The sequence below is a fragment of the Haloarcula sebkhae genome, assembly GCF_014647415.1.
Taxonomy (GTDB): domain Archaea; phylum Halobacteriota; class Halobacteria; order Halobacteriales; family Haloarculaceae; genus Haloarcula; species Haloarcula sebkhae.
Map to the genome: position 1 here is coordinate 58,768 of NZ_BMPD01000002.1, position 20,192 is coordinate 78,959.

Consider the following 20,192-nt stretch of genomic DNA (forward strand, 5'->3'; position numbering starts at 1 on the left):
GTAGGCCCGAGTGCCGGAAAACGGTAACGAGGGAGTGACTGACAGTGAGTCGAGCATTCGCGACTGGCGTGTGCGTCCCGGCAGTTCCCGACTCCGAAGCCACTGCCGGCCGACGAATCGGTACGTCTCTCACGTCCTCCAGTTCACTGTCGTTTCTGACCGGCGAAGGGAAACCCGTTTTTTGCCCCGTCCCGAATCAGGCGTATGAACGTACGGACGATAGCCGATCTTGGTCCCGACGAACGGGCCGCTTTCTTCGACCGCGACGCCGGTGTCGACGCCGTCAGGGACGATGTGCGCGATATTGTCTCGCAGGTTCACGAGGAGGGCGACGTGGCGCTGCGGCGCTTCGCTGAGGAGTTCGATGATGTCTCGGTGGGAAACATCGACATCACCGACGCCGCCGAGCGGGCCTACGAGGAAATCGACGACGACGTGCGCGAGGCCATTGAGGACGCCGCGGCGAACATCCGCGCGTTCCACAAACGACAGGTCCCTGAGGACTGGCGTGACGACTTCGACGGGCGCGAACTGGGTCGCCGGTTCCGCCCGCTCGATAGCGCTGGGGTGTACGCTCCCGGTGGCACAGCAGCCTACCCCTCCAGCGCGCTGATGGGCGTCATCCCGGCGAAGGTCGCCGGCGTCGAGCACGTCGCTGTCGCCACCCCACCAGCCGAGGAAGTCAATCCCGTCACGCTGGCTGCCATCCACGTCGCCGGGGCCGACGCCGTCTACCAGGTCGGTGGTGCACAGGCTATCGCGGCACTGGCCTACGGGACAGAGACTGTTAGCTCGACGGACATCGTCGTCGGCCCCGGCAACCGCTGGGTCACGGCGGCGAAAGCCGAGGTCCGTGGCGACGCGGCTATCGACTTCTTAGCCGGTCCTTCCGAGGTCATGGTCGTCGCCGACGGCGACGCGGACCCGGAACTGGTCGCGGCTGACCTCGTCGCACAGGCCGAGCACGACGAGAACGCCTCTGTTGTCGCCGTCACCGACGACGCGGACCTCGCCGAGCAGGTCGTCGACGCCGTTGACGAGCAGGCTGACGGCCGGGAGCGCGAGGCAGTCATCCGTGCCGCACTGGACAACGACGCGTCCGGCGTGTTGCTTGCCCGATCTATGAGCGAGGCCGTCCTCTTCGCCGAGGAGTACGCCGCGGAACACCTCTCCATTCAGGCCGCTGACGACGAGTCGCTCCTCGAACGGATTCCCTCCGCTGGGTCCGTGTTCCTTGGCCCGTACAGCCCCGTTGCGGCCGGCGACTACGCGACCGGGACGAACCACGTCCTGCCGACCGGCGGCAGCGCGCGGGTCTCCGGCGGTCTCTCCGTGGATACGTTCGTCCGGTCGACGACGGTCCAGCGCCTCTCCGAGGACTCGCTAGACGATATTTCGGACACGATCACGACCCTCGCTGAAGCCGAAGGGCTGGAGGCTCACGCCGAGAGTGTCCGTAAGCGATTCGAGGAGTAATGCGGTCTCCGGGGCTTTCCTGCCGAGCAACGCAGACGTATTTTTCCGAACTGTCCCACCGGCGTCACTGTTAACACGTTCGGGCGTCCACGTAAGTGTATGAGCAGCACAGCGGACGACGGCGATCCGAACCTCGGGGGCGAGGACGTAGCCGTCACCGAGCAGGCAGCGGGAGAGGCACTGGACCTCCTCGAAAGCGAGGGAATGGACGTCGAAGAATCTGGGCTCCGTCTGTACGTCCAGCAGGGCGGCTGTGCCGGACTCTCATACGGGATGCGGTTCGAACACGAACCGGAAGAAGACGACGAGGTGTTCGAGCGCAACGGCTTGCGCGTGTTCGTCGACGACGCCAGCATCGACTACATCGAGGGGTCGGTACTGGACTACGAGGGCGGCCTGCAGGGGGCCGGGTTCCACGTCCAGAACCCGAACGTGGTCAGCGAATGCGGCTGTGGCGAGTCCTTCCGGACGTAGCTACTCTTCGAGTTCGAACGCCACGACGACTTCGGTCTGGTACTCGCGGCCCTCGACGCCGGCGATCTCGACGCCGAGTTCCTCCACTTCGACCCACTTGAGATTGTCAAGTGTCGCCTCCGCGCGTTCGATGGCGTCGTCAGCGGCTTTGTCGAAGCTTTCCGGACTGGTCCCGATGAGTGTGATTTTCTTGAAAACCATTTGCATGCGATTTGTTCACACGGAACTGTCATAAAAGTACGGACAGGTCACTGAGACTGTCGGTTGAGCAACGACTCGACGTGACCGACCACGCCGGTGAGGTGTGCAGTCCCCCAGATCGCCACGATAATCGCACCAATAGCGTCGAACACGAGATCGAGCATCGTGTCGCTGAGACCGAACTGTGTCAGAATCGTGTCGTTTCCGGTTGCCGACGCGGTGAGCGTGATCGAGAACTCGATGACCTCCCAGAACACGCCGAAGGCCATCACGAACAGGAGAAGGAACACGAACATGAACCGCGAGGGGATCGATATCTCGTCGGTGTGCTCGTCGAGCGCGCGAACCGTCGTGTACCCGACCGCGGCGACGACCGACGACGAGAGGGCGTGGGTGAAGTGGTCCCACCACCAGATGGTGACGTAGAAGTTCTCTTCGGACCCAGGCAACCCAACAGTTCCGAGTGCGTGGAAGAACGCCGCCGATGTGATCCACAGCGTCAGCGCGGGGTCGAGTGCGATGCCGTAGTCCCGCTCCAGCAGCGCCGGGAGTTGTGTGACGAGGATGGCGACGCCCGAATTGACGATGATACCGACGTTGCCCCGCTCGATACCGACCGCGAATAAGCCGATGAGTGCGAGTGACAGGACCCGCGAAAGCAGTTGCTGGGTCGCCGTGCTGATACTGAAGCGGTCACGGACCCTCATACGTCCGGCTGGACCTCCTCGGGAACACGGCTGGTCCCGGCCTGCCGGCGGACGTAGTACGCGAACACCACGCCGGCACCGATACCAGCGATGGTCGACGCGACGAACTCCCACATCAGCGCCTCCTCGATGACGTGTTCTGACACCGTCGGATCGAGAATGAAGGTGGTGCCGAGCAACTGGTCAGCCGCCCAGCGAACGACCGCCCAGACGCCGGCAGTGGCCATCGTAGTAATGGTGACGAAGACGACGGCGAACCGGGGCGTCATCCGGACGGGAGTAAAGAGCTGCAGTTCGACGGCGAGAATGAGCGCGATAGCGGCGACAGAAAGGTAGGTCGCGAGGTTTCCGGTCATCGAGAGCGTCGCAAACAGGCGGCCCACGACAGGCAACGCCGCCAGCAAGAGGATTTCCCAGGGGAGCATGGCATCCCGGTTGCGCAGCAGGACCGGCGGAAACAGCGCCAGTGCTGCGACGGCAGCAGCGAACCCGGCCCACAGCAGGTTGGCCTGAACAGCACTCGTCACTGAAACGGCCGCGAGCATGGCGACGATGCACCACGCAGCAAGCGCGTTGACGCGCCTGTCCCGCAGCAACCGCGCTACGTCTCGGCTCATACTGTCTGGTGAATCGCGACTCGAAAAACCCTATCGACCGATGGGATGGACTGTTCAGATAGCCCCATACGCCATGGCGTACGCGAGCGCAGCGATGGTCACTGCCGCCAGCCCCGTCACGACTGTCTCCAGCCAGTCGACGCCGTCACTGAACGGCCGGGTCGGCGCGCCGACGACGCCCAGTGCGAGGACGCTGAACACGAAGTGCGCCGACTGTTCGAGCGTCGGCGCAGGCATGAACAGAACGGCTGCTGCATACCCCAGTCCCAGCGCTGCTCGGGGGCGGACGAGTCCCGTTAGCGTGTACCCACGAAGGTGGACGTACGTCCATACGGCGAGCCACACCGTCGCAAGTTCGATAGCGAACGCCGCCAGAAGGTGTGTCGTGGGGTCGGGGTGGAGTATCACCCGCTCAGCGACGAGGGTCACGTCGAAGGGGTAGAAGAACGGGGGCGGGCCACCGGTGAAGAGGTCGCCAAATGGGTGGCTAAGCAGTCCCAGTAGCGCCAGCCCGGTCACCGTCCGGGGGCTGATATCGCGGGACTGCGCGAATGTGGCGACACCGAGCACGGCTAGGACGAACACGAGCGTCACGAGTCCCGCGATAGGACCGCTGATTGCGCCCGTAAGCACGGTCAGTGCGATGCCGATGGACAGCGCGCCGGCCCGGGCAGCCCCTGAGTTACGTGCCCAGAGGCCGGCCGCGATGGCGAGTGCGGCCCCCAGCAGGAGTGAGTGCGTCGGTCCGCGGTGAACGACGTCCGCAACTTCCCAGAATCCATCTGCGGTCAGGCTCCCGGCAGCCCCGACGAGTAGCCCGAAGGGGGCATAGACGATGTCAACGTCAGGAACTGCGGCGAACAAGCCGGCCACGACACCTAGCTGAACCGCTCGCTCGCGGGAGAGCCCGAACCACCACGCGGCGAGGGCTCCGAGGGCGAACGCGAGCAGCGCGTGCCCGACGAACATACCTCGAATATGATGCCGATAGGCTTAAACACCACGTGTGAACGGGTAGCGCGGCGCTTGGCCCGCTCAAGACTCGGATCCGACCTTCGTCCAGCGTTCTTCGATGGCCGCGTTGGCCCTGACGACGGTGTCATCGTCGACACGGAACCGCGTCTTCCGGAGTTCGATTGCGACTACCTCACCGGTGGTGTCGCCGGCTTTGACAGTATCGCCGGGATTGAAGTCGGGGTCACGGAGGAGGTAGACACCGGCAACGGCGTCCTTGATCATCTCCGAGAGCGCGTAGGAGACGCCGAGCGCGAGGAATCCAGTCGCCGTGCCCAGCGACGCGGCGATGGCGGTCAGGCCGACGATAGAGAGGAACGACAGCGCCACGCCGAACCACAGGAACCCGAGTACGATCATCGACAGAAACTGCCGGTACACGGGCGATTCGCCGGGCAGCGATCGCTTCAGGACGGCCCGGACGACGATCATGATCGCCTTGATGCCTACTGCAGCGATAGCAAGAAAGACGAACGCGGTTATGAGGCGCGGGAGTGCGTCGACGACGTTCGTAACTAGCTGTTCGAGCGCTCGGTTGATGACACCGACCTGCACGCCGGATGGTGAACGGAAAGGCCCCTAAGTGTTGGCGTCAGCCGACACGGCTGTATCGCCGGGGTGACGGACCACTTCGTACTCGCCGTCCTCAGTAATCCCGATGACAGCCCAGTCATAGGATACGTCCTGCCGATTGAGGCGGCGGCTGAGATGCGTCGCATCGTCGGTGCGTGTGACGAAACAACGCAAATCGCCGCCCTCGGGTATCGGGTCCTGCGAGTCGAGCACTGAGACAGTGACGACGCGCCAGTCGCGTTCCGCTCGCAGTTCGGTGCCAGTGCGCGACACGGTGTATCCGAGGTCGTCGAATATCGACCGGGCCTGCTCGTCGAGTGATGTGGTAACGGCCCCCATCTGAGAGTCAGTACCACCGGCTCTCTGATAAACGTTCCCACTAACTACTTAGCTGATAGTTCTCGCGTGGACGAACGGATGAGAACGACACCGCTTGGCCGTCTAAACAGAGCGTTACTCGTGAGCGGCGTCCCACTCCTCGGCCTTGCGGAGGTTCGAGCAGTCGTTACAGCGGATGCGCCCCATCGAGTCCATCGCGTTGTTGAACGTCTCGCAGTTGCCACAGAAGTAGCCCCAGCGACGCTCGCGGTCGGCGTCGCGGTAGACGACGTAAAACGCGCCTTTCGTACCGGTGTCACCGTCGCTCCGGTCGACGTACAGCGTCTCGCCGTCAGGTCCCTCAAGTGCGTCCATACGTAGTCATGACGGGCCAGTGGCTAAATCACTGCGGAAACCATTAGTCGCTGGTCCCCCTCCACTGTTGGTGTGAGTCCGCGGCTAATCCAGTACTCCGACGTGGAGAAAGCGTACGATACACCCGAGCGAATCGGGCGGTTTGCGGGGACAGTGGCCGCCGCTGACGGCCCGGATGCACTGGTGGTCGGCACCGGGGACAACACCGGGCCGGGGGTGCTGTCGCTGGTCACCGACGGCGAGCAGTCGCTGGACCTCTTCACTGCGGTGACGCCCGCGTTCGAGACGCTGGGCAACCACGATTTCGACCACGGACTCGACGCGACGCGGGACATCATCGCCAGGTCCCCACAGACGTGGCTGACCGCGAACGTCGAACAGGACGGCGAGCGGTTCGCCCGACGGCAGACCCGACCGTGGGCGAGTCGGACCGTCGACGGGACCCAGGTCGGCTTCGTCGGCGTCACTAGCCCGGATACGGCCTCGGCTAATCCACAGGCGACGACGCTGACGTTCACCGACCCTGTCGAGACCGTCAGCGAGGCGGCCACAGCGCTTCGGGACGCCGGGACGGATGTCGTCGTCGTGCTCTCGCATCTGGGGCGGACTGATGAAAAACTCGCCCGGGCTTGTGACGTGGACGTGATCCTCGGCGGGCACGTCCACGAGCGCCGTATCGACCGCGTCGCCGGGACGCTGCTCACCAGACCCGGAGCCAACGGCCGGGCCGTCGTCGAGGTCGACCTCGCCGGGCCGGAACCGACTGCGGAGTTCCGTGAGACGGCCGACGGCCCTGTCGACGACCGGGTCAGGGCGGCCATCGAGGACCGACTCTCCGCGGAGGGACTGGACGAAGTCGTCGGTCGTGTCGACGACCCTCTCGACCGGCGGCAGGCGACGACCTATGGCGGCGAATGCCGGCTCGGCAACCTCGTCGCTGACGCGTACCGGTGGGCGACGGGCGCAGATGTGGCCCTGCAGAACAGCGGCGGTCTCCGGAACGACACGGTACCGCTCGATGGGGAGCTGACGGTCGCCGATATGATTTCTGTCGTTCCGTTCGAGGAGCCACTGACCGTCGCCGAACTGACGGGTGCGGAACTCCGGACGGTGTGCCGACAGGGAAGCGGGCAGCAGGTCGCGTTCGGCGACCCGGACTGGTGGCACGCCCACTTCAGCGGCGTCGAACTGGTCTGGAACAACGATACACAGACCATCGAGCGGCTACGGGTCGATGGGCGACCGGTACGCGACACCGAGACGTACACGCTCGCGACGAGCAACTACCTCTACTACACCGAACTGGAGTTTCCGGTCCTCACCGAGTCTCACCGGGTCAGCGTCGCCGACGTACAGTACGAGGCGTTGGCCGACTACGTCCGCGAGACCGATATCGCCCCGAGCGTGGACGGGCGACTCACCCGTCGCTAGCGATTTAAACCTCGGCACGGTACATCTCGCCGATGCCACAGGTCGTCGTCCCGGTCAGATACCCGCTTTCGGAAAACTCCCGAGCCACGCTCGCTGAGGCCATTCAGATCGCCGACGAGGAAAACGCGGACCTCACCGTCCTCCACGTAAACCTATACCAGAACAGCCATCGTGTCGACCGGACAGAGCTCAAACGTGCCGTCGAGCAGTCGTTCGGCCACGTCCCGCGGACGCGGTACGTCGTCCGGTCGGGGATGCTCGTCGAAGAGACGATTCTCGACGAGGTCGCCGCACAGGACGCTGACATCGTCGTCATCGGGAGCAAACAGGCGAGTCGCTGGCGACAGATGATTCGGCGGCTGGTCGACGACCCCGATGTCGAACAGTTCCTCCGCGAGGAACTCGACTGCGAAATCGTCACCGTCGAACCGGATGCGCAGTCTAACCGTCACTCGTCGGCGAGGTCATCGGGATCCTGACGTGGCGGGACGGGTGAGTCACCGGAGGCCGCGTGGGTCCGGCCAACGCCGTTCAGTCCGCTCAGTCCGTCATTGAGTGAGACGTTCATCTCCCCGCTGGTGTCGTCAAAGTACAGGTGTGAGTGGGGGTACGCGATCTCGACGTCTGCGTCCTCGAGCCGTCGCCAGACGTTCGTCTGGACTCTCGAGCGGGCAGCGAGCAGTTTGTACGGTTCGGTCACCCAGTACCGGAGTGTCAGCAACACGCCGTGGTCGGCGAACTCGTTGATATACACCGTCGGCGAAGCGGGATACCGGGCTGCGCCGACGCGGATGTCCGGCCCGCCGGAGATGACGTTGTCCACTTCCCGGGCCGCCGCTTCGATGAGGGTCCGCGCGGCGGCGATGTCACTCTCGTACGTGACCATCACGTCGAGCGACAGCCGTGTCCGTGAGTCTTCCGCCGAGTAGTTGACGACATCTCGCTGGCGAATCTCCCCGTTGGGGATGACGAGAAACGTATTGTCGAGGGTGAATATCTTTGTGTGTCTGAGCGTGATGTCCTCGACGAACCCCCGCTGGCCGGTGTCGACGAGTTCAATCATATCTCCGATCTCGAAGGGCTGGTCAGCCAGCAAGAAGACGCCGGAGATCAGGCCCCCGAGAATCGGGGCCAGTACGACACCAACCACGGCTGTGAACACAGTAACGGAAAGCGCGATGTCGCCCAGTTGCAGGCCGTAAATATTCAGGATAGTCAGCAACGCAAAGATGTACACACCGGCACGGATGCCGCGCAGCGCCGTTCGAGTGAGGCTCGGTCGTCGGAACTGCCGAGCGACGCGTCGGCCGAGAAGGCGGACGAGAATCCGGGAGAGGATGATTGCCAGCGCAACGACAATCAGAGATTCCCCGATGTTCACCACCCACATCGGGATATCGAAGGGCAACAGCCCGCCGATGTCGGTAGCCACTTCGGTCGCAGTTTCGGTCGGTGTCGGAGTGGGTGTCTGCAACGGCCAGACAGGGCCAAAACGCATGACATGGAATCGACCCTGCCACGAGAAAAGGATTCCCCTCCCGAACTACTTAGCCCTCTCACTCCGTCTGAGAGAATATGTCCTCCGATGACATTTCGGTGATCCTCTCGGACGACCGGCCACCGGTCGATACGCTGGCGGTCGGCGTCTCTGAGTACGGCCTGGCCGGCCTCACGGCCGTCGACTATCTGGCCGACCAGGAGTCGATGCGCGAAATCGGCCATCTGCGGACGCCGGGGCCGCCGTTTATTACTCCCTTCGAGAATGGAACCCCGAGACATCACACGCGGCTATACGTCGACGAACCGGCGTCCTTTGCCGTCTTGGTTGGCGAGCGCTTCGTGCCGCCGGCTCAGGCAGGGGCCGTCGCCGAGGCAATCGCGACCGCCGGGAGAGAACTGGACGTTTCGAACATTACGATGCTCACCGGCGTCCCCATCGCGCACGGCCCGGACGACCACGCCCCGTTCTACATCGCAACGCCAGCGTATCAGGAAGCGTATCTTGACGACACCGACATCAGGCCGATGGGGAACGGGTTCCTCGAAGGACTGAGTGCGGAGCTTGTCACTCGGGGTATCGATGAGTCACTTCCGACAGGCGTGTTCACGACACCGACACATCCGCAAGCGCCCGACGCCGCAGCCGCGATCAGACTGCTCACCGCGCTGAAAGCGACCCATGCGATCCAGATCGACACCGGCCCGCTGGAGGCCTTCGCCGCAAACATCGAGGCCCACTATCAGGCGCTCGCAGAACGGATGGACGCTGCCGATACCGACTCACTTCCGGATGACCGAATGTACATGTAATCTCCAACAATTGGGACACTCATCCACATTTCCAGGGATTAAAACTATATCAATTCCACATTGTGCGTGAACAATCAAACATTCTGCCGACACATTTTTGATCCTACAGTGCGTTCATTTCTTTGATGACCTCCACCGAAATCTACTCGACCAGCGCGGTCGACTCAGACCCACCACCACAGACGCGGTCCAAGACATCGCTGTTCTGCCCCGACTGCGGTCACGAGAGTGCAGTCACGGGCGACTGGACCACTGAAGCAACCGAGAACAGTTTACAGCTCCGGTGTCCCAACTGTGACACCGTCGTCCAACAGCGGTAAACTACGTACTTACCTCTCGTCCTCTGTAGACGCGGAACTTTCAGGGTTTTCAGCAGGCGGCTTCACTTTGATGAACCCCACGGCGAGATACACCACTGAGGCGGTGGCCAGTATGAGCAAGAAACTCGCTTCTGAAGGACTCTGCAGACTCACACCGACAGTGGCAAAGGTTGCAACGAGTACGGCGGTACACCGGCGGATGGTTTGACGAAGGAGGGCGGTGTCGTCCATACCTGACTTCTTCACGGCCAGAAATAAGAATCTTCGAGCCCGCGTTCCGTTACCGGGACCCATCCTGCTGGCCAGTGATGCCGGAACGAACGTACAGCAGTCCGTCTCAGTACTCGTGGACTCCGTCGTCAGTGACAACCGTATCCAGCAGGTGCGTCGGCGTAGCGTCGTAGGCCGGGTTCGCGACTTCGAATCCGTCTGCCGGCTCCCGGAGGACCTCCGACGGTGAGCGAATCTCGTTTTCGAAGGCGAAAGCCCCGTCGACGTACTTTGCGGCGGCCCCGACCACTGTCACCGGAACGTCGTTGTCCGCCGCCGCCGTCGCGATCGGATACGTGCCGATGCGGTTGTACAGCGTGTCGTCGACGATGCAGTCCATACCGACGAGCACGCGGTCGACCTCTGGCATGAAGTGGCCGGCGGCGCTGTCGACGATGAGCGTCACGTCGACCCCGTCCCTGTCGGAGAGATGGCGCGTCATCTTTCGGCCGAGGAAGCGTGGGCGAGACTCCGTAACGTACACCTCGAAGCTGTGGCCGGCTTCGATGGCGTCGTCGATGGCCGCAAGGACCGTCGAGGAAAAGTCATGCGTCAACAGCACGTCGTCATCAGCGATCTCCGACACGGCACGGGCAGCGGCGCAGTCCTTCGATGACTCCACCGAGTCGATAACGTCGTCGATAGCCTCATTGGTCAGTTCTTTGGCGGCCGCCACGTCGCCGGGCTCCGCGTCCGAGACGGTGTTCACGATCCGGTGCTGAGTCGTATGGAGGGAAGCGTGTGAGGGGTTCGCTCGTCGGAGGGCGCTGCTATTCCGGTCGAGCGAACGGAGGTAATCCTCGACCGTCGGGTACTCTCTGTCTGTCAGGTCCCGGAGCGCCTGAGCGGCTTTGACTGCGACCACGGAGGAACTGTGGGTCTGCATCTCCGAGATCTGCTCGACAGTCTCGTCTATCATACCGGTGGCTGTGAGTTGAACCGATATGTGTCTTCCCCTCGCCGTCGAACAGCATTTAACGCCGTCTCACATTAGGGCTGATAGACGGCTATGGGACAGTTCAGGACTGAGACGGTCGGGATGACAGAGGGCATCGGCGTCGCCGTACTCGTCGGTCTAACGCTACTCGTGACGGCTATCGTCGGGCTGAACGTCCTCGTCATCGAGGACGACGACGGTGGTGGCCCGCAGGCGAATTTCAGCTACGACTACGTCGAGGGCAACGAACTACTCATCGTCACACACGAGCGCGGCGACGAGTTCGAAGCCAGGAACATCGAATTCGAAGGGCCGGGAAAGACAGTCACCTGGGCGCAGGTGGCGAACCGCGAGCCCGACGCGATGATTGGCCCTGGCGATATCGCACAGTTGAGCAGCGGTAACGCCTACCAACGGCGCGTAGGCGCCCGGGATACAATCACGATATACCACAACGCGAGTGGGAACCGAACCCAGCTGGACCAGTGGGACGGCGCGAACTGACCTGTAAGACTGCTCAGTCCGCCGAAGCGACCGTCTCACGGTCGCTCTGTGCCGGTCGACCGAACCAGTCGTCGAACGAGAGCGGTCCGGCACCCATTGTGAACACCGCCGAGGCCATTCCGAACAGCGTGATGTGCGCGAGCACCGGGTCGTCCGGGAGTCCGAACAGCGTCGTGGTAAACAGGACAAAGGAGACGGCTGCAGCCCCGCGAGTCATGAAGCCGAAGATCAACACCAGCCCGACCAGCATCTCGGTCAGGCCGGCCCCGAGCACCCACATCCCGGCGTCGACAGGGACGACGGCGGTGAGGTCGTACTTTTCGACGACCAGCAGCGCCTGGCCGGGTTCGGCGAGTTTCTGGAACAGTCCGAGATAGATGAACGTCACGCCCATGCCGACACGGACGATAACTGGAACGTACTCACGGTACGATGCCGTCGTTGCGTCCAGAAAGCGCTTGAGATGATGCACCGGGTCGATACGGCCGTAGTAGGTCCCGTCGGTGCTGGCGACCTGCTGAAGCATATGGTCCGCGCTCGGGCGGCCACCGCCCAGTATCAGCAGCGCCAGAAACGCCGGCACGTACTCCATGGCGAGAACGACGCTTGGATCGATGGTCAGTGCCCAGCCGTAGGTCACCAGCCCAATCGTCGTGACGATACGGGTCGCAAGTCCGAACAGGAGCGTGAACCCCAGCCCGATAAACAGGGCACGGACGAGCGGGTTCGTGGTCGGGTCAAACGTCACTGTCGGGGCGAACAGGTATCCCTGAAATCCGGCACCGACGAGTGGTAGTCCCACGCTGAGCCTGAGCATCCACGGGACGAGGTCCGAGTAGCCGACGAGTACGTCCCGAAGGATGACGATGTCCGCAATCGTCGGCCGAACCCAGAGGTACGCGGCGAGGCCGCCAGTCACGGCCAATCCTGAGATGCCGAAAACGGCCGCGTTCCCTGGGTTCGATAGCACAGATATCGCAAACGCCACCGCGTCAAGGGCCTCGCCTGGCCCATCAGTCACGTAGTCGACGTGTGCCGCCGCGGGTCGCGAGAGGAGAGTGAGCGCGAGGACGGCGGTGCCGACAACAGTCGGTACGCGTGTATTCATACCTGAGAATTCGTGCGCTATCCACCTAACCCTGTTCGTCCAGTCCATGGAGTTGGACGTTTAGATACCCCTCTCTGTAGGCGGTGGAATTATATCCACGCCGCCACTACTTATACGGCAGTGAGCGTCAACATCGAGACACAGATCGTCGAACGCGGGGACGACGAACACGTCGACGCGGCGTGGCGGCTCAAGGAGGACATCCGAGAATCCGACGGCGTCCTTCGACAGCGACGGGGGTTCTTTCGCGACGCCTACCGACGGTCGACCACCTATCTCTACATCGACCGCTCCAAGGACCGCCTCATTGGCTTCGCCGCGGTTCGACGCGACGGCTACATTCTCTTTCTCGCAGTCGACGACGAGTATAGGGGCCACGGCTTCGGCAAGCGGCTCGTCGCCCGCGTCGCCGAGGACTACGGCAGTGTGACCTGCCACGCCCGGGCGACGAATCGGGAGGCCATCGGCTTCTACAAACACATCGGCTTCGAGATTACGCGTCGCATCGACAACTACTACGAGGACGGCGGCGACGCCTACTACCTCAAGCTCGGCGAGGACTCGATTACGGACAAACTGTCGAAGTTCCTGCGCGGCTAAGCGAACGCTTTTCAAGGGACCTCCCCAACGAGGTAGCCGATGGAAGAGCGGACCCGCGCGTACCTCCGTGGCCGGTTCGGCGACCACTACCGACAGGCGTCCGTAACGCCGCCACCGGCCGCGAACGAACGTGAATGGGGGTTCATCCCGTGGACCGAAGGCCCCGGCGAGACGATGGTCCGGCATCGCTCGCTGCTGGACCTCGGGGAAATCGAGGATTTCCTCGGTCGCCGGAAGCCCCGCCACGTCTACTTCTCCGCGGGCCGCTACGACGAACCGAGCGCCTCCACGATGTCGGACAAGGGCTGGCGCTCCTCTGACCTCGTGTTCGACCTCGACGCCGACCACCTGCCCTCCGTTGTGCTCGGTGAGGACAGCTACGCCGAGATGCTCGCCAAATGCAAGGACGCGCTGTTGCGGCTGCTCGACTTTCTGGAGGACGATTTCGGCTTTGATGACCTGACGGTCGTCTTCTCCGGCGGTCGCGGCTACCACGTCCACGTCCGCGACGAGCGCATCCGCCATCTGGAGCGGGACGCGCGCCGGGAGATCGTTGACTACGTCCGCGGCATCGGGCTGGAGTTCGACGAACTCGTCGACGAGGAGTCCGTCGCCGGCACGGCCGGCCGGTCCAGTCCGGCACAGAAGCGGACGCTCTCGACGGAAGGCGGCTGGAGCGCCCGCGCCCACCGACACATGCTCGCTGTCGTCGATGACCTGCTCGCGATGGAGGAGGCCGACGCGCTCGACCGACTGCAGGAGTACGACGGCATCGGCGAGGGGAAGGCGACGGCGGCGCTGAACGCCGCCCGATCGAACTACGAGCAACTGGAAGCTGGCAACATTGACGTGCATCCGGCGTTCTACCAGCTGGCGAGGATTCTGCTCCACGAGGTCGTCGCGACGGACAACGCACCGATAGACGAACCAGTGACGACGGACACGAACCGGCTTATTCGCCTTCCGGGCTCGCTCCACGGCGGCAGCGGGCTTGAAGTCCAGCGTATCGACCGCGACGATATCGACGCGTTCGACCCGCTGGTCGACCCCGTTCCGGAGACGTTCCGGGGCCACGACATCACCGTCGAGGTGACCGACGGCGGCCTCGTCGAGCTAGATGGCGATAGCTTTACACTGGAGGCGGGTAATCAGACTGTACCAGAGCACGTGGGCGTGTTTCTCATGGCCCGCGGGCGTGCCGAGAAGGGGAAGGAATGAACGTAGACGAGCTCCAGTCCGTCCAATCGCGGGAACGCCAGACCGACCAGCTCCAGCAGCTGCGCGAGACGTTCTACGAGGACGCCGGGCAGTTCATTCGACAGCTCCGGGAGGAGCGCGACCGCGCGGCCGAGCGCGCCGAGGACCCGTTCGACTCGCCCGAGGTCAACCGCCTGACGGACGACATCAAGACCGCCGAACAGACCGTCGAGGCCATCTACGAACGGCGCGTCGGCAAAATCGTCAAAATGGCGTCGCTGGCCGCGGCGGACATGCCGACCGAGGACGACGGTCTCACACAGGAGGAACGGGACCTGTTCGAGACGATGGTCGAGGCCATCGAATCCAATCGGGGCCACGTCCTCGACGTGATTGCGGGAGAGGCCCCGACCGGCGCGGTCGGCGACGAACCGAACGCGAGCGAGCGACAGGCCCCCGATCCGGACCCACACCAGACGGCAAACGAGGCGACGGCCGGTGAACCCGAGCCGGCATCGACGCCGGACTCGGGTGTCGATGCGGCTGATATGATGGGCAGCGGCGAGGACCAGTCCCCGCCAACGGCGGAGTCCGACGCGCCGACGCCGCCGCCGGAACTGGACACGGACAGCACCCCCGCTGCCGGCGACCAGTCCGACCCGGTGGGCGTGCCGGCGGACGATAGCGTCCCGGCACCCCCGTCTGAAGGGGGTACCGACTCCCACCCCGAACCGGCGGACCCGAGGGACAGCGGCCAGCAGTCACCGCCTAGTTCTGACACGGCTGGGGCCGACGTGGACCGGCGGACGGTCCGCATCACCGACGACGTTGGCGAGATATTCGGCGTCGACCAGCGTGAGTACGACCTCTCGATGGACGACGTAGTGACCCTGCCGGCCGACAACGCCGACCCGTTGGTCGAACAGGACGCCGCCGAGCCGTTAGAATAAGCCGACGCGACAGGGTCGACGGGCCGCTGTCGAAAAAGCCGCTGGATATTTCTTTCCGCAGCAGCGACATTCTATTTATTTGCAGTTATTCAGTTGATACGTATGGACACGCACGTTCGTATCGTCGTCGCCCTGGTCTTCGGCGTGGTGACGTTCGCCGTCACGACCGTCGTGGTGACCGCCGGCTTCGAACCGGGGATAGAGTTCTCGCTGCTCATCGGACTTCCCGTGGGCGTGTCGGGCAGTCTGACTGCGCTGTTTGCCAGTTACGTCCTGCTGTGGCACCGCGATCAGGCGGCCGCCGGTACGGTTTCCGGGCGCGCTGCTCGCCTTCAGCTGGCCGCGCTGGCGGCCGTCGCGGATTTCTTCGTCGTCACCGCGGCCGGCGTTGCCCTCTACACGCTTGCCGACGGAAGCATGGGCATTGGACTGCTGGTCGCGGGGCTCCCGGTGACGCTGCCGCTGGCCGCCGTCGTCGGGTATCTCGCCGCCGGTCGCAGGCGTCGCGAACAGGATGGGCTCCGAACGCAGTAACACGCGCTGTCACAACCGCAGGACTGGCCTACGGCTCCGGCCTGGTCCCGAGCGTGAGTTCGACTGTCTCCTGTGCCCCGTCGCGCTCGACCAGCACGTCGACCGTCTGGCCGGGGCTGGTCTCCAGCGCGAGGAAGCTTCCGAGTGCCTGCCGCGTCGGCGTCGGGGTGTCGTCCATCTGTCTGACCACGTCACCGCCAGTAGGGATTGCTGTTCCCGAAATCACCGTCTCCCCGTCACTCCCCTGCAGAACACCCGCTGCTGGACCGTCACTGACAACACGGGTTATGTACACCCCTGACCCGGGGTCCAGGTTGTTCGCTTCGGCGATCCGCGGCGACACACTCTGGAGTCCAACACCCATATAGGGGTGGTCGTAGTCACCGGTCTGGATGAGCGACGGCACGACGCGCTGTGCGAGCGGGGCCGAGATGGCGAATGCGACGTTGTCGCCGCCGCCGGAGTTGATAACGCCGACTACCTCGCCGTCCAGCGTCACCAGTGGTCCGCCGCTGTTGCCCGGATTGACCGGCGCGTCGGTCTGGACCGCGTCTGCGATAGAGAAGTTGTTGGCGCTCTGGAGCGTGCGGTCGACGCCGCTGACGATGCCCGCGGACACCGAACCGGACAGTCCGAAGGGATTCCCGATAGCGACGACCTCAGTCCCGACCGTGGGCTCGGCCTCGGCAAACGAAAGGGGCGTCACGTCTGGCGTCGCGCCGATGCGAAGGACCGCCAGATCGCTGTACACGTCTGCACCGACCACGGAAGCGGAGCGCCAGCCAGTGTCCGCAAAGCGGACGTAGTATTCGTCCCCGCCCGCGACGACGTGTTCGTTCGTGACGATATGCTCGTCGTCGATGAGGAAGCCGCTCCCTTGCCCGCCACGGGAGTCTTCGGCGTACACTCTGATCGAGACGACGGCATCAGCAACCTCCCGGTACACGCCGGTGTAGACACTGTCGGACTGTGCGGCTGCGCCGGTCGACCCTGACTGAGCCCCGGTTTCACCACCGGAGTCGCTGCCGGTCCCGGGACTCTGACAGCCAGCCGTGGCCGCGACGGCTGTCCCGAGGGCCCCTAACATCGCCCGGCGAGTGAGAGACTGTTTCATACTGGAGCGTGGGTCTGGGCTGCGAAAAAGGCACGGTCAGGACTCGGTGCCGTAACCGGGTCGTTTGATCGCCGTGGGCTGTGGTTTTCGATTCGCCCTCGAAGGCGGGCACAAACTACAATCGTCCCGATAGCATACGGGGGCGCATGGCAGAGGATTCATCGGGAACGAACACGCCGTCACCGGGGTTCGTGTTGCCCGGACTGCGATGCGGTGTCGAGATGGCACTCGTCGGGACAATCGTGTTGCTCATCGGCCTCCCGACCGAGGAACCGATACGGCTGGGCATCGTCTTCCTGTCCGCGCTACTGGCGATGACAGTGGTACTGTTCTGGGCAGTCGGCCGGCATATGCGGCGCTGGATCCGGTACGCACAGGGGAAACCGACGCGGACGACGCCGTTTGATTGAGGGTGCGGCTGGCTCAGTCAGACACCGGTCAATATCGGCCGATTTAATAACAAATCCAGATTTATTTATTAATCAATCCCACTATGAGCCGTTACTTTAGCAGCCGAATTAATAAGACCAGGTAGCCTAGCACCGATAATGACTGAGTCTGACAGCTGTTCGAACGATGATGGGTGTGGCAGCGCGAGTGACGGCCCCCCTCCAACAACGCACTCGCACGATGGGGCCCACGTCGCACAACTCTCCGTCCCAGAGATGGACTGTCCCTCCTGTGCGGGCAAGGTCGAGTCGAGTGTCCGTGAACTGTCTGGCATCAAGGCCGTCGACCCGCAGGTAGCGACGGGCCGACTCACCGTCGAATACGACGAAGCCGAGACGGACGTGGACGCGATAGCTGCGCGCGTCGACGCGGCGGGCTACACCGTCGCAGACGACGGCGGTGAGACACTGCGGTTCAGCGTCCCGGAAATGGACTGTGCATCTTGTGCCGGGAAGGTCGAGAGCGCGCTCGGTGGAGTCGATGGCATCAGAAGCGCCGAAACACGCCCGACTACCGGAACAGTCGTTGTCACATACGACCGGAACGCGACGGCGGAGCAGGACATCGCGTCGGCTATCGAGAGCGCCGGGTACGAGGTCACGGAGACGACGGGCGAGGACGACACGGGAGCCGGACAGTCGGACGAAAACGACTCGATCTGGACCAGTTCGCGGGCGCTGAAGACGTGGATCAGCGGCGTATTCGTCGCCTTGGGCCTCGTTTTCTTTCTGGAGCTCTTGCTGCCCGGTGCGAACGCGCAGGTCGGAAGCGTTCTGGGGACACCGCTGTACGTCGACGACGTTCTGTTTCTCATCGCGGTAGCGACGGGCGGCCAAGAGATCCTGCGTGGCGGCTACTACTCCCTGAAAAACCGGAACCTCGACATCGACCTGCTGATGTCTATCGCCATCCTGGGCGCACTCGTTGCCAGCCTAGCCTTCGGCGAGGCACTGTATTTCGAGGCCGCCACGCTGGCGTTCCTGTTCAGCATCGCAGAACTGCTGGAACGCTACTCGATGGACCGTGCACGGAACTCGCTTGCGGAACTCATGGACCTCTCGCCCGATGAAGCGACAGTCAAGCGCGACGGGGGCGAGCAGGTACTGCCCGTCGACGAGGTGCAGGTCGGCGATGTCGTCGTCATCAGGCCCGGCGAAAAGATTCCGATGGACGGCGAGGTCCTCGACGGGACCAGCGCCGTCAATCAAGCCCCTATCACAGGTGAGAGCGTCCCGGTCGACAAGACCGAGGGCGACGAGGTGTACGCCGGGACCATCAACGAGGAGGGGTATCTGGAAGTGCAGGTCACGGCGGCGGCCAGCGACAACACGCTCTCGCGCATCGTCCAGATGGTCGAGGACGCCCAGTCGAACAAGACCGAGCGCGAGCAGTTCGTCGAGCGCTTCTCGGCGTACTACACGCCGGTCGTCGTCGCCTTCGCCGTCCTCGTGACGCTTTCGTCCCCCGCCGTATTCGGGGTGGCGTGGTCGACCGCCGTCGTACACGGGCTGACACTGCTTGTACTGGCTTGCCCCTGTGCGTTCGTCATCTCGACGCCCGTTTCGGTCGTCTCAGGAATCACCAGCGCCGCCAAGAACGGCGTGCTGATCAAGGGCGGGAACCACCTCGAAGCGATGGGCGCGGTCGACGTGGTCGCCTTCGACAAGACGGGGACGCTGACGAAAGGCGAACTGACTGTCACCGACGTAATTCCACTGAACGGGAACACTGAACAGGAAGTCCTGCAGTGCGCCCGTGGGCTCGAACAGCGGAGCGAACACCCCATCGGTGAGGCCATCGTCGCTAGGGCGGGAACTGCCGGCGTCGAAAGCGCCGAAATCGACGACTTCGAGAGCATCACCGGGAAGGGCGTCCGGGCGGACCTCGACGGGACGCCACACTACGCGGGAAAGCCGGGGCTGTTCGAGGACCTCGGCTTCGACCTCTCGCACGTCCACGCCACCACCGACGGCGGCGTCGTCACGAAAACAGCCCAGCAACTCTGTGAGCGCAACAACTGTCTGGACCTGCTTGAGGACGCTGTTCCCGAGCTCCAGGCCGAAGGGAAGACGGTCGTCATCGTCGGGACAGAAGACGAGATAGAGGGCATCGTCGCCGTCGCCGACGAGGTGCGACCGGAGGCGAAAGCCGCCATCTCCCGGCTCCGGAGCCTCGGCGTCGAGCGGACGGTGATGCTCACTGGCGACAACGAACGCACTGCGGGGGCTATCGCCCGAGAGGTCGGTGTCGACGACTACCAGGCCGAACTTCTGCCCGACGAGAAAGTCGCCGCTATCGACGATCTCGTCGAAGAGTACGACGGCGTTGCTATGGTTGGTGACGGTATCAACGACGCGCCAGCGCTGGCGAGCGCGACCGTGGGCGTCGCGATGGGAGCCGCTGGCACGGACACAGCGCTGGAGACGGCTGACATCGCTCTGATGAGTGACGACCTCTCGAAGCTCCCGTACCTGTACGAACTGGCGAACGACGCCAACGGCGTCATCCGGCAGAACATCTGGGCCAGCCTGGCGGTCAAGGCGGGCCTCGCGCTCGCTGTTCCGTTCGGCGTCGTTCCCATCTGGGCTGCGGTGCTGGCCGGCGACGCCGGCATGACGACGGCCGTGACCGGGAACGCGATGCGGCTCTCGCGGGTCCGGTCAGAGAACAGTAGCGACGAGTCGTAAGTCTGCTCGGCCTCGTCATTTGGCG

General features: G+C 63.8%; 25 protein-coding genes. 13 read left to right on the plus strand and 12 right to left on the minus strand.

Features of this window, described 5'->3' with window-relative positions; all coding sequences use genetic code 11:
• Window positions 1–204 precede the first annotated feature (204 nt).
• Together hisD and IEY38_RS06240 are read left to right on the plus strand one after the other, a co-directional pair.
• On the plus strand, window positions 205–1,476 hold the full coding sequence (hisD, locus tag IEY38_RS06235; protein WP_188976266.1) for a histidinol dehydrogenase: 1,272 nt from the start codon (window positions 205–207) through the stop codon (window positions 1,474–1,476).
• A 99-nt stretch (window positions 1,477–1,575) separates the two neighbouring features.
• Window positions 1,576–1,950, plus strand: a complete 375-nt coding sequence (locus tag IEY38_RS06240) for a HesB/IscA family protein (RefSeq protein WP_170098084.1) — start codon at window positions 1,576–1,578, stop codon at window positions 1,948–1,950.
• Here the strand turns inward: IEY38_RS06240 and IEY38_RS06245 are convergent, their stop codons facing one another.
• The 7 genes from IEY38_RS06245 to IEY38_RS06275 all read right to left on the minus strand — a co-directional run bounded on the left by IEY38_RS06245 (window position 1,951) and on the right by IEY38_RS06275 (window position 5,755).
• Window positions 1,951–2,151, minus strand: coding sequence for a dodecin (locus IEY38_RS06245; RefSeq protein ID WP_188977326.1), 201 nt, complete (start codon window positions 2,149–2,151; stop codon window positions 1,951–1,953).
• Window positions 2,152–2,198: 47 nt separating this feature from the next.
• Window positions 2,199–2,858 carry a hypothetical protein gene (locus IEY38_RS06250; protein WP_188976268.1) on the minus strand — a complete coding sequence of 220 codons (660 nt, stop codon included), beginning with the start codon at window positions 2,856–2,858 and terminating at the stop codon, window positions 2,199–2,201.
• Window positions 2,855–3,475 (minus strand): hypothetical protein, encoded by a 621-nt coding sequence (locus IEY38_RS06255; RefSeq protein WP_188976270.1) that lies wholly within the window; start codon window positions 3,473–3,475, stop codon window positions 2,855–2,857. The genes IEY38_RS06250 and IEY38_RS06255 overlap by 4 nt, the downstream gene beginning before the upstream one ends.
• A gap of 54 nt (window positions 3,476–3,529) precedes the next feature.
• On the minus strand, window positions 3,530–4,444 hold the full coding sequence (locus IEY38_RS06260) for a metal-dependent hydrolase (protein WP_188976272.1): 915 nt from the start codon (window positions 4,442–4,444) through the stop codon (window positions 3,530–3,532).
• A 66-nt stretch (window positions 4,445–4,510) separates the two neighbouring features.
• A complete protein-coding gene (locus tag IEY38_RS06265) occupies window positions 4,511–5,044 on the minus strand; it encodes a mechanosensitive ion channel domain-containing protein (protein ID WP_188976274.1) in 534 nt (177 codons plus the stop codon).
• Between the two features lie 24 nt (window positions 5,045–5,068).
• Complete coding sequence (locus IEY38_RS06270; protein ID WP_005535264.1) at window positions 5,069–5,401, minus strand: DUF7116 family protein; 333 nt, start codon at window positions 5,399–5,401, stop codon at window positions 5,069–5,071.
• Window positions 5,402–5,515: 114 nt separating this feature from the next.
• Window positions 5,516–5,755, minus strand: a complete 240-nt coding sequence (locus tag IEY38_RS06275) for a DUF5816 domain-containing protein (protein WP_188976276.1) — start codon at window positions 5,753–5,755, stop codon at window positions 5,516–5,518.
• Window positions 5,756–5,827: 72 nt separating this feature from the next.
• Between IEY38_RS06275 and IEY38_RS06280 the strand changes: the two genes are divergently transcribed.
• The gene (locus IEY38_RS06280; RefSeq protein ID WP_188976278.1) at window positions 5,828–7,186 is read left to right on the plus strand and encodes a bifunctional metallophosphatase/5'-nucleotidase; all 1,359 of its coding nucleotides are present in this window, start codon (window positions 5,828–5,830) and stop codon (window positions 7,184–7,186) included.
• Between the two features lie 32 nt (window positions 7,187–7,218).
• The gene (locus IEY38_RS06285; protein WP_188976280.1) at window positions 7,219–7,665 is read left to right on the plus strand and encodes a universal stress protein; all 447 of its coding nucleotides are present in this window, start codon (window positions 7,219–7,221) and stop codon (window positions 7,663–7,665) included.
• On the opposite strand, the gene IEY38_RS06290 is transcribed toward IEY38_RS06285, so the two are convergent.
• Complete coding sequence (locus IEY38_RS06290) at window positions 7,635–8,684, minus strand: mechanosensitive ion channel family protein (protein WP_188976282.1); 1,050 nt, start codon at window positions 8,682–8,684, stop codon at window positions 7,635–7,637. The two genes, IEY38_RS06285 and IEY38_RS06290, sit on opposite strands and share 31 nt — an antisense overlap.
• 77 nt (window positions 8,685–8,761) lie before the next feature.
• Here IEY38_RS06290 and IEY38_RS06295 point away from each other — a divergent pair, with 77 nt between their 5' ends.
• The gene (locus IEY38_RS06295) at window positions 8,762–9,496 is read left to right on the plus strand and encodes a proteasome assembly chaperone family protein (protein WP_188976284.1); all 735 of its coding nucleotides are present in this window, start codon (window positions 8,762–8,764) and stop codon (window positions 9,494–9,496) included.
• Window positions 9,497–9,621: 125 nt separating this feature from the next.
• The gene (locus IEY38_RS06300) at window positions 9,622–9,816 is read left to right on the plus strand and encodes a hypothetical protein (protein ID WP_005535251.1); all 195 of its coding nucleotides are present in this window, start codon (window positions 9,622–9,624) and stop codon (window positions 9,814–9,816) included.
• A 9-nt stretch (window positions 9,817–9,825) separates the two neighbouring features.
• Here IEY38_RS06300 and IEY38_RS06305 read toward each other — a convergent pair whose 3' ends face one another.
• Window positions 9,826–10,047 (minus strand): hypothetical protein, encoded by a 222-nt coding sequence (locus tag IEY38_RS06305; RefSeq protein WP_188976286.1) that lies wholly within the window; start codon window positions 10,045–10,047, stop codon window positions 9,826–9,828.
• Window positions 10,048–10,153: 106 nt separating this feature from the next.
• Window positions 10,154–11,005 carry a translation initiation factor eIF-2B gene (locus tag IEY38_RS06310; protein ID WP_188976288.1) on the minus strand — a complete coding sequence of 284 codons (852 nt, stop codon included), beginning with the start codon at window positions 11,003–11,005 and terminating at the stop codon, window positions 10,154–10,156.
• 90 nt (window positions 11,006–11,095) lie between these two features.
• Between IEY38_RS06310 and IEY38_RS06315 the strand changes: the two genes are divergently transcribed.
• The gene (locus tag IEY38_RS06315) at window positions 11,096–11,527 is read left to right on the plus strand and encodes a type IV pilin (RefSeq protein ID WP_188976291.1); all 432 of its coding nucleotides are present in this window, start codon (window positions 11,096–11,098) and stop codon (window positions 11,525–11,527) included.
• A 13-nt stretch (window positions 11,528–11,540) separates the two neighbouring features.
• Here the strand turns inward: IEY38_RS06315 and IEY38_RS06320 are convergent, their stop codons facing one another.
• On the minus strand, window positions 11,541–12,635 hold the full coding sequence (locus tag IEY38_RS06320; protein WP_188976292.1) for a DoxX family protein: 1,095 nt from the start codon (window positions 12,633–12,635) through the stop codon (window positions 11,541–11,543).
• A 120-nt stretch (window positions 12,636–12,755) separates the two neighbouring features.
• Between IEY38_RS06320 and IEY38_RS06325 the strand changes: the two genes are divergently transcribed.
• The 4 genes from IEY38_RS06325 (at window position 12,756) to IEY38_RS06340 (ending at window position 15,916) form a co-directional block, all read left to right on the plus strand.
• Window positions 12,756–13,235: a GNAT family N-acetyltransferase gene (locus tag IEY38_RS06325; protein WP_170098070.1), complete on the plus strand. Its 480-nt coding sequence runs from the start codon at window positions 12,756–12,758 to the stop codon at window positions 13,233–13,235.
• 39 nt (window positions 13,236–13,274) lie between these two features.
• Window positions 13,275–14,453 carry a DNA primase small subunit PriS gene (gene priS / locus IEY38_RS06330; protein ID WP_188976294.1) on the plus strand — a complete coding sequence of 393 codons (1,179 nt, stop codon included), beginning with the start codon at window positions 13,275–13,277 and terminating at the stop codon, window positions 14,451–14,453.
• Window positions 14,450–15,382: a hypothetical protein gene (locus IEY38_RS06335; protein ID WP_188976296.1), complete on the plus strand. Its 933-nt coding sequence runs from the start codon at window positions 14,450–14,452 to the stop codon at window positions 15,380–15,382. The genes priS and IEY38_RS06335 overlap by 4 nt, the downstream gene beginning before the upstream one ends.
• Before the next feature lie 102 nt (window positions 15,383–15,484).
• Complete coding sequence (locus IEY38_RS06340; protein WP_188976298.1) at window positions 15,485–15,916, plus strand: hypothetical protein; 432 nt, start codon at window positions 15,485–15,487, stop codon at window positions 15,914–15,916.
• Between the two features lie 28 nt (window positions 15,917–15,944).
• Here IEY38_RS06340 and IEY38_RS06345 read toward each other — a convergent pair whose 3' ends face one another.
• Entirely contained in the window at window positions 15,945–17,030 is a 1,086-nt protein-coding gene (locus IEY38_RS06345; protein ID WP_188976300.1) for a S1C family serine protease, read from the minus strand.
• A gap of 146 nt (window positions 17,031–17,176) precedes the next feature.
• Here IEY38_RS06345 and IEY38_RS06350 point away from each other — a divergent pair, with 146 nt between their 5' ends.
• Window positions 17,177–17,440 carry a hypothetical protein gene (locus IEY38_RS06350; protein ID WP_170098065.1) on the plus strand — a complete coding sequence of 88 codons (264 nt, stop codon included), beginning with the start codon at window positions 17,177–17,179 and terminating at the stop codon, window positions 17,438–17,440.
• A gap of 138 nt (window positions 17,441–17,578) precedes the next feature.
• Entirely contained in the window at window positions 17,579–20,167 is a 2,589-nt protein-coding gene (locus IEY38_RS06355) for a heavy metal translocating P-type ATPase (RefSeq protein WP_188976302.1), read from the plus strand.
• Window positions 20,168–20,192: the final 25 nt, after the last annotated feature.

Bases quoted from the DNA above. Each gene is read 5' to 3' on its own strand.
- hisD (WP_188976266.1), top strand. From the start codon at position 205: ATGAACGTACGGACGATAGCCGATCTTGGTCCCGACGAACGGGCCGCT.
- IEY38_RS06240 (WP_170098084.1), top strand. From the start codon at position 1,576: ATGAGCAGCACAGCGGACGACGGCGATCCGAACCTCGGGGGCGAGGAC.
- IEY38_RS06245 (WP_188977326.1), bottom strand. From the start codon at position 2,151: ATGGTTTTCAAGAAAATCACACTCATCGGGACCAGTCCGGAAAGCTTC.
- IEY38_RS06250 (WP_188976268.1), bottom strand. From the start codon at position 2,858: ATGAGGGTCCGTGACCGCTTCAGTATCAGCACGGCGACCCAGCAACTG.
- IEY38_RS06255 (WP_188976270.1), bottom strand. From the start codon at position 3,475: ATGAGCCGAGACGTAGCGCGGTTGCTGCGGGACAGGCGCGTCAACGCG.
- IEY38_RS06260 (WP_188976272.1), bottom strand. From the start codon at position 4,444: ATGTTCGTCGGGCACGCGCTGCTCGCGTTCGCCCTCGGAGCCCTCGCC.
- IEY38_RS06270 (WP_005535264.1), bottom strand. From the start codon at position 5,401: ATGGGGGCCGTTACCACATCACTCGACGAGCAGGCCCGGTCGATATTC.
- IEY38_RS06275 (WP_188976276.1), bottom strand. From the start codon at position 5,755: ATGGACGCACTTGAGGGACCTGACGGCGAGACGCTGTACGTCGACCGG.
- IEY38_RS06285 (WP_188976280.1), top strand. From the start codon at position 7,219: ATGCCACAGGTCGTCGTCCCGGTCAGATACCCGCTTTCGGAAAACTCC.
- IEY38_RS06290 (WP_188976282.1), bottom strand. From the start codon at position 8,684: ATGCGTTTTGGCCCTGTCTGGCCGTTGCAGACACCCACTCCGACACCG.
- IEY38_RS06295 (WP_188976284.1), top strand. From the start codon at position 8,762: ATGTCCTCCGATGACATTTCGGTGATCCTCTCGGACGACCGGCCACCG.
- IEY38_RS06300 (WP_005535251.1), top strand. From the start codon at position 9,622: ATGACCTCCACCGAAATCTACTCGACCAGCGCGGTCGACTCAGACCCA.
- IEY38_RS06305 (WP_188976286.1), bottom strand. From the start codon at position 10,047: ATGGACGACACCGCCCTCCTTCGTCAAACCATCCGCCGGTGTACCGCC.
- IEY38_RS06310 (WP_188976288.1), bottom strand. From the start codon at position 11,005: ATGATAGACGAGACTGTCGAGCAGATCTCGGAGATGCAGACCCACAGT.
- IEY38_RS06315 (WP_188976291.1), top strand. From the start codon at position 11,096: ATGGGACAGTTCAGGACTGAGACGGTCGGGATGACAGAGGGCATCGGC.
- IEY38_RS06320 (WP_188976292.1), bottom strand. From the start codon at position 12,635: ATGAATACACGCGTACCGACTGTTGTCGGCACCGCCGTCCTCGCGCTC.
- priS (WP_188976294.1), top strand. From the start codon at position 13,275: ATGGAAGAGCGGACCCGCGCGTACCTCCGTGGCCGGTTCGGCGACCAC.
- IEY38_RS06335 (WP_188976296.1), top strand. From the start codon at position 14,450: ATGAACGTAGACGAGCTCCAGTCCGTCCAATCGCGGGAACGCCAGACC.
- IEY38_RS06340 (WP_188976298.1), top strand. From the start codon at position 15,485: ATGGACACGCACGTTCGTATCGTCGTCGCCCTGGTCTTCGGCGTGGTG.
- IEY38_RS06345 (WP_188976300.1), bottom strand. From the start codon at position 17,030: ATGAAACAGTCTCTCACTCGCCGGGCGATGTTAGGGGCCCTCGGGACA.
- IEY38_RS06350 (WP_170098065.1), top strand. From the start codon at position 17,177: ATGGCAGAGGATTCATCGGGAACGAACACGCCGTCACCGGGGTTCGTG.
- IEY38_RS06355 (WP_188976302.1), top strand. From the start codon at position 17,579: ATGACTGAGTCTGACAGCTGTTCGAACGATGATGGGTGTGGCAGCGCG.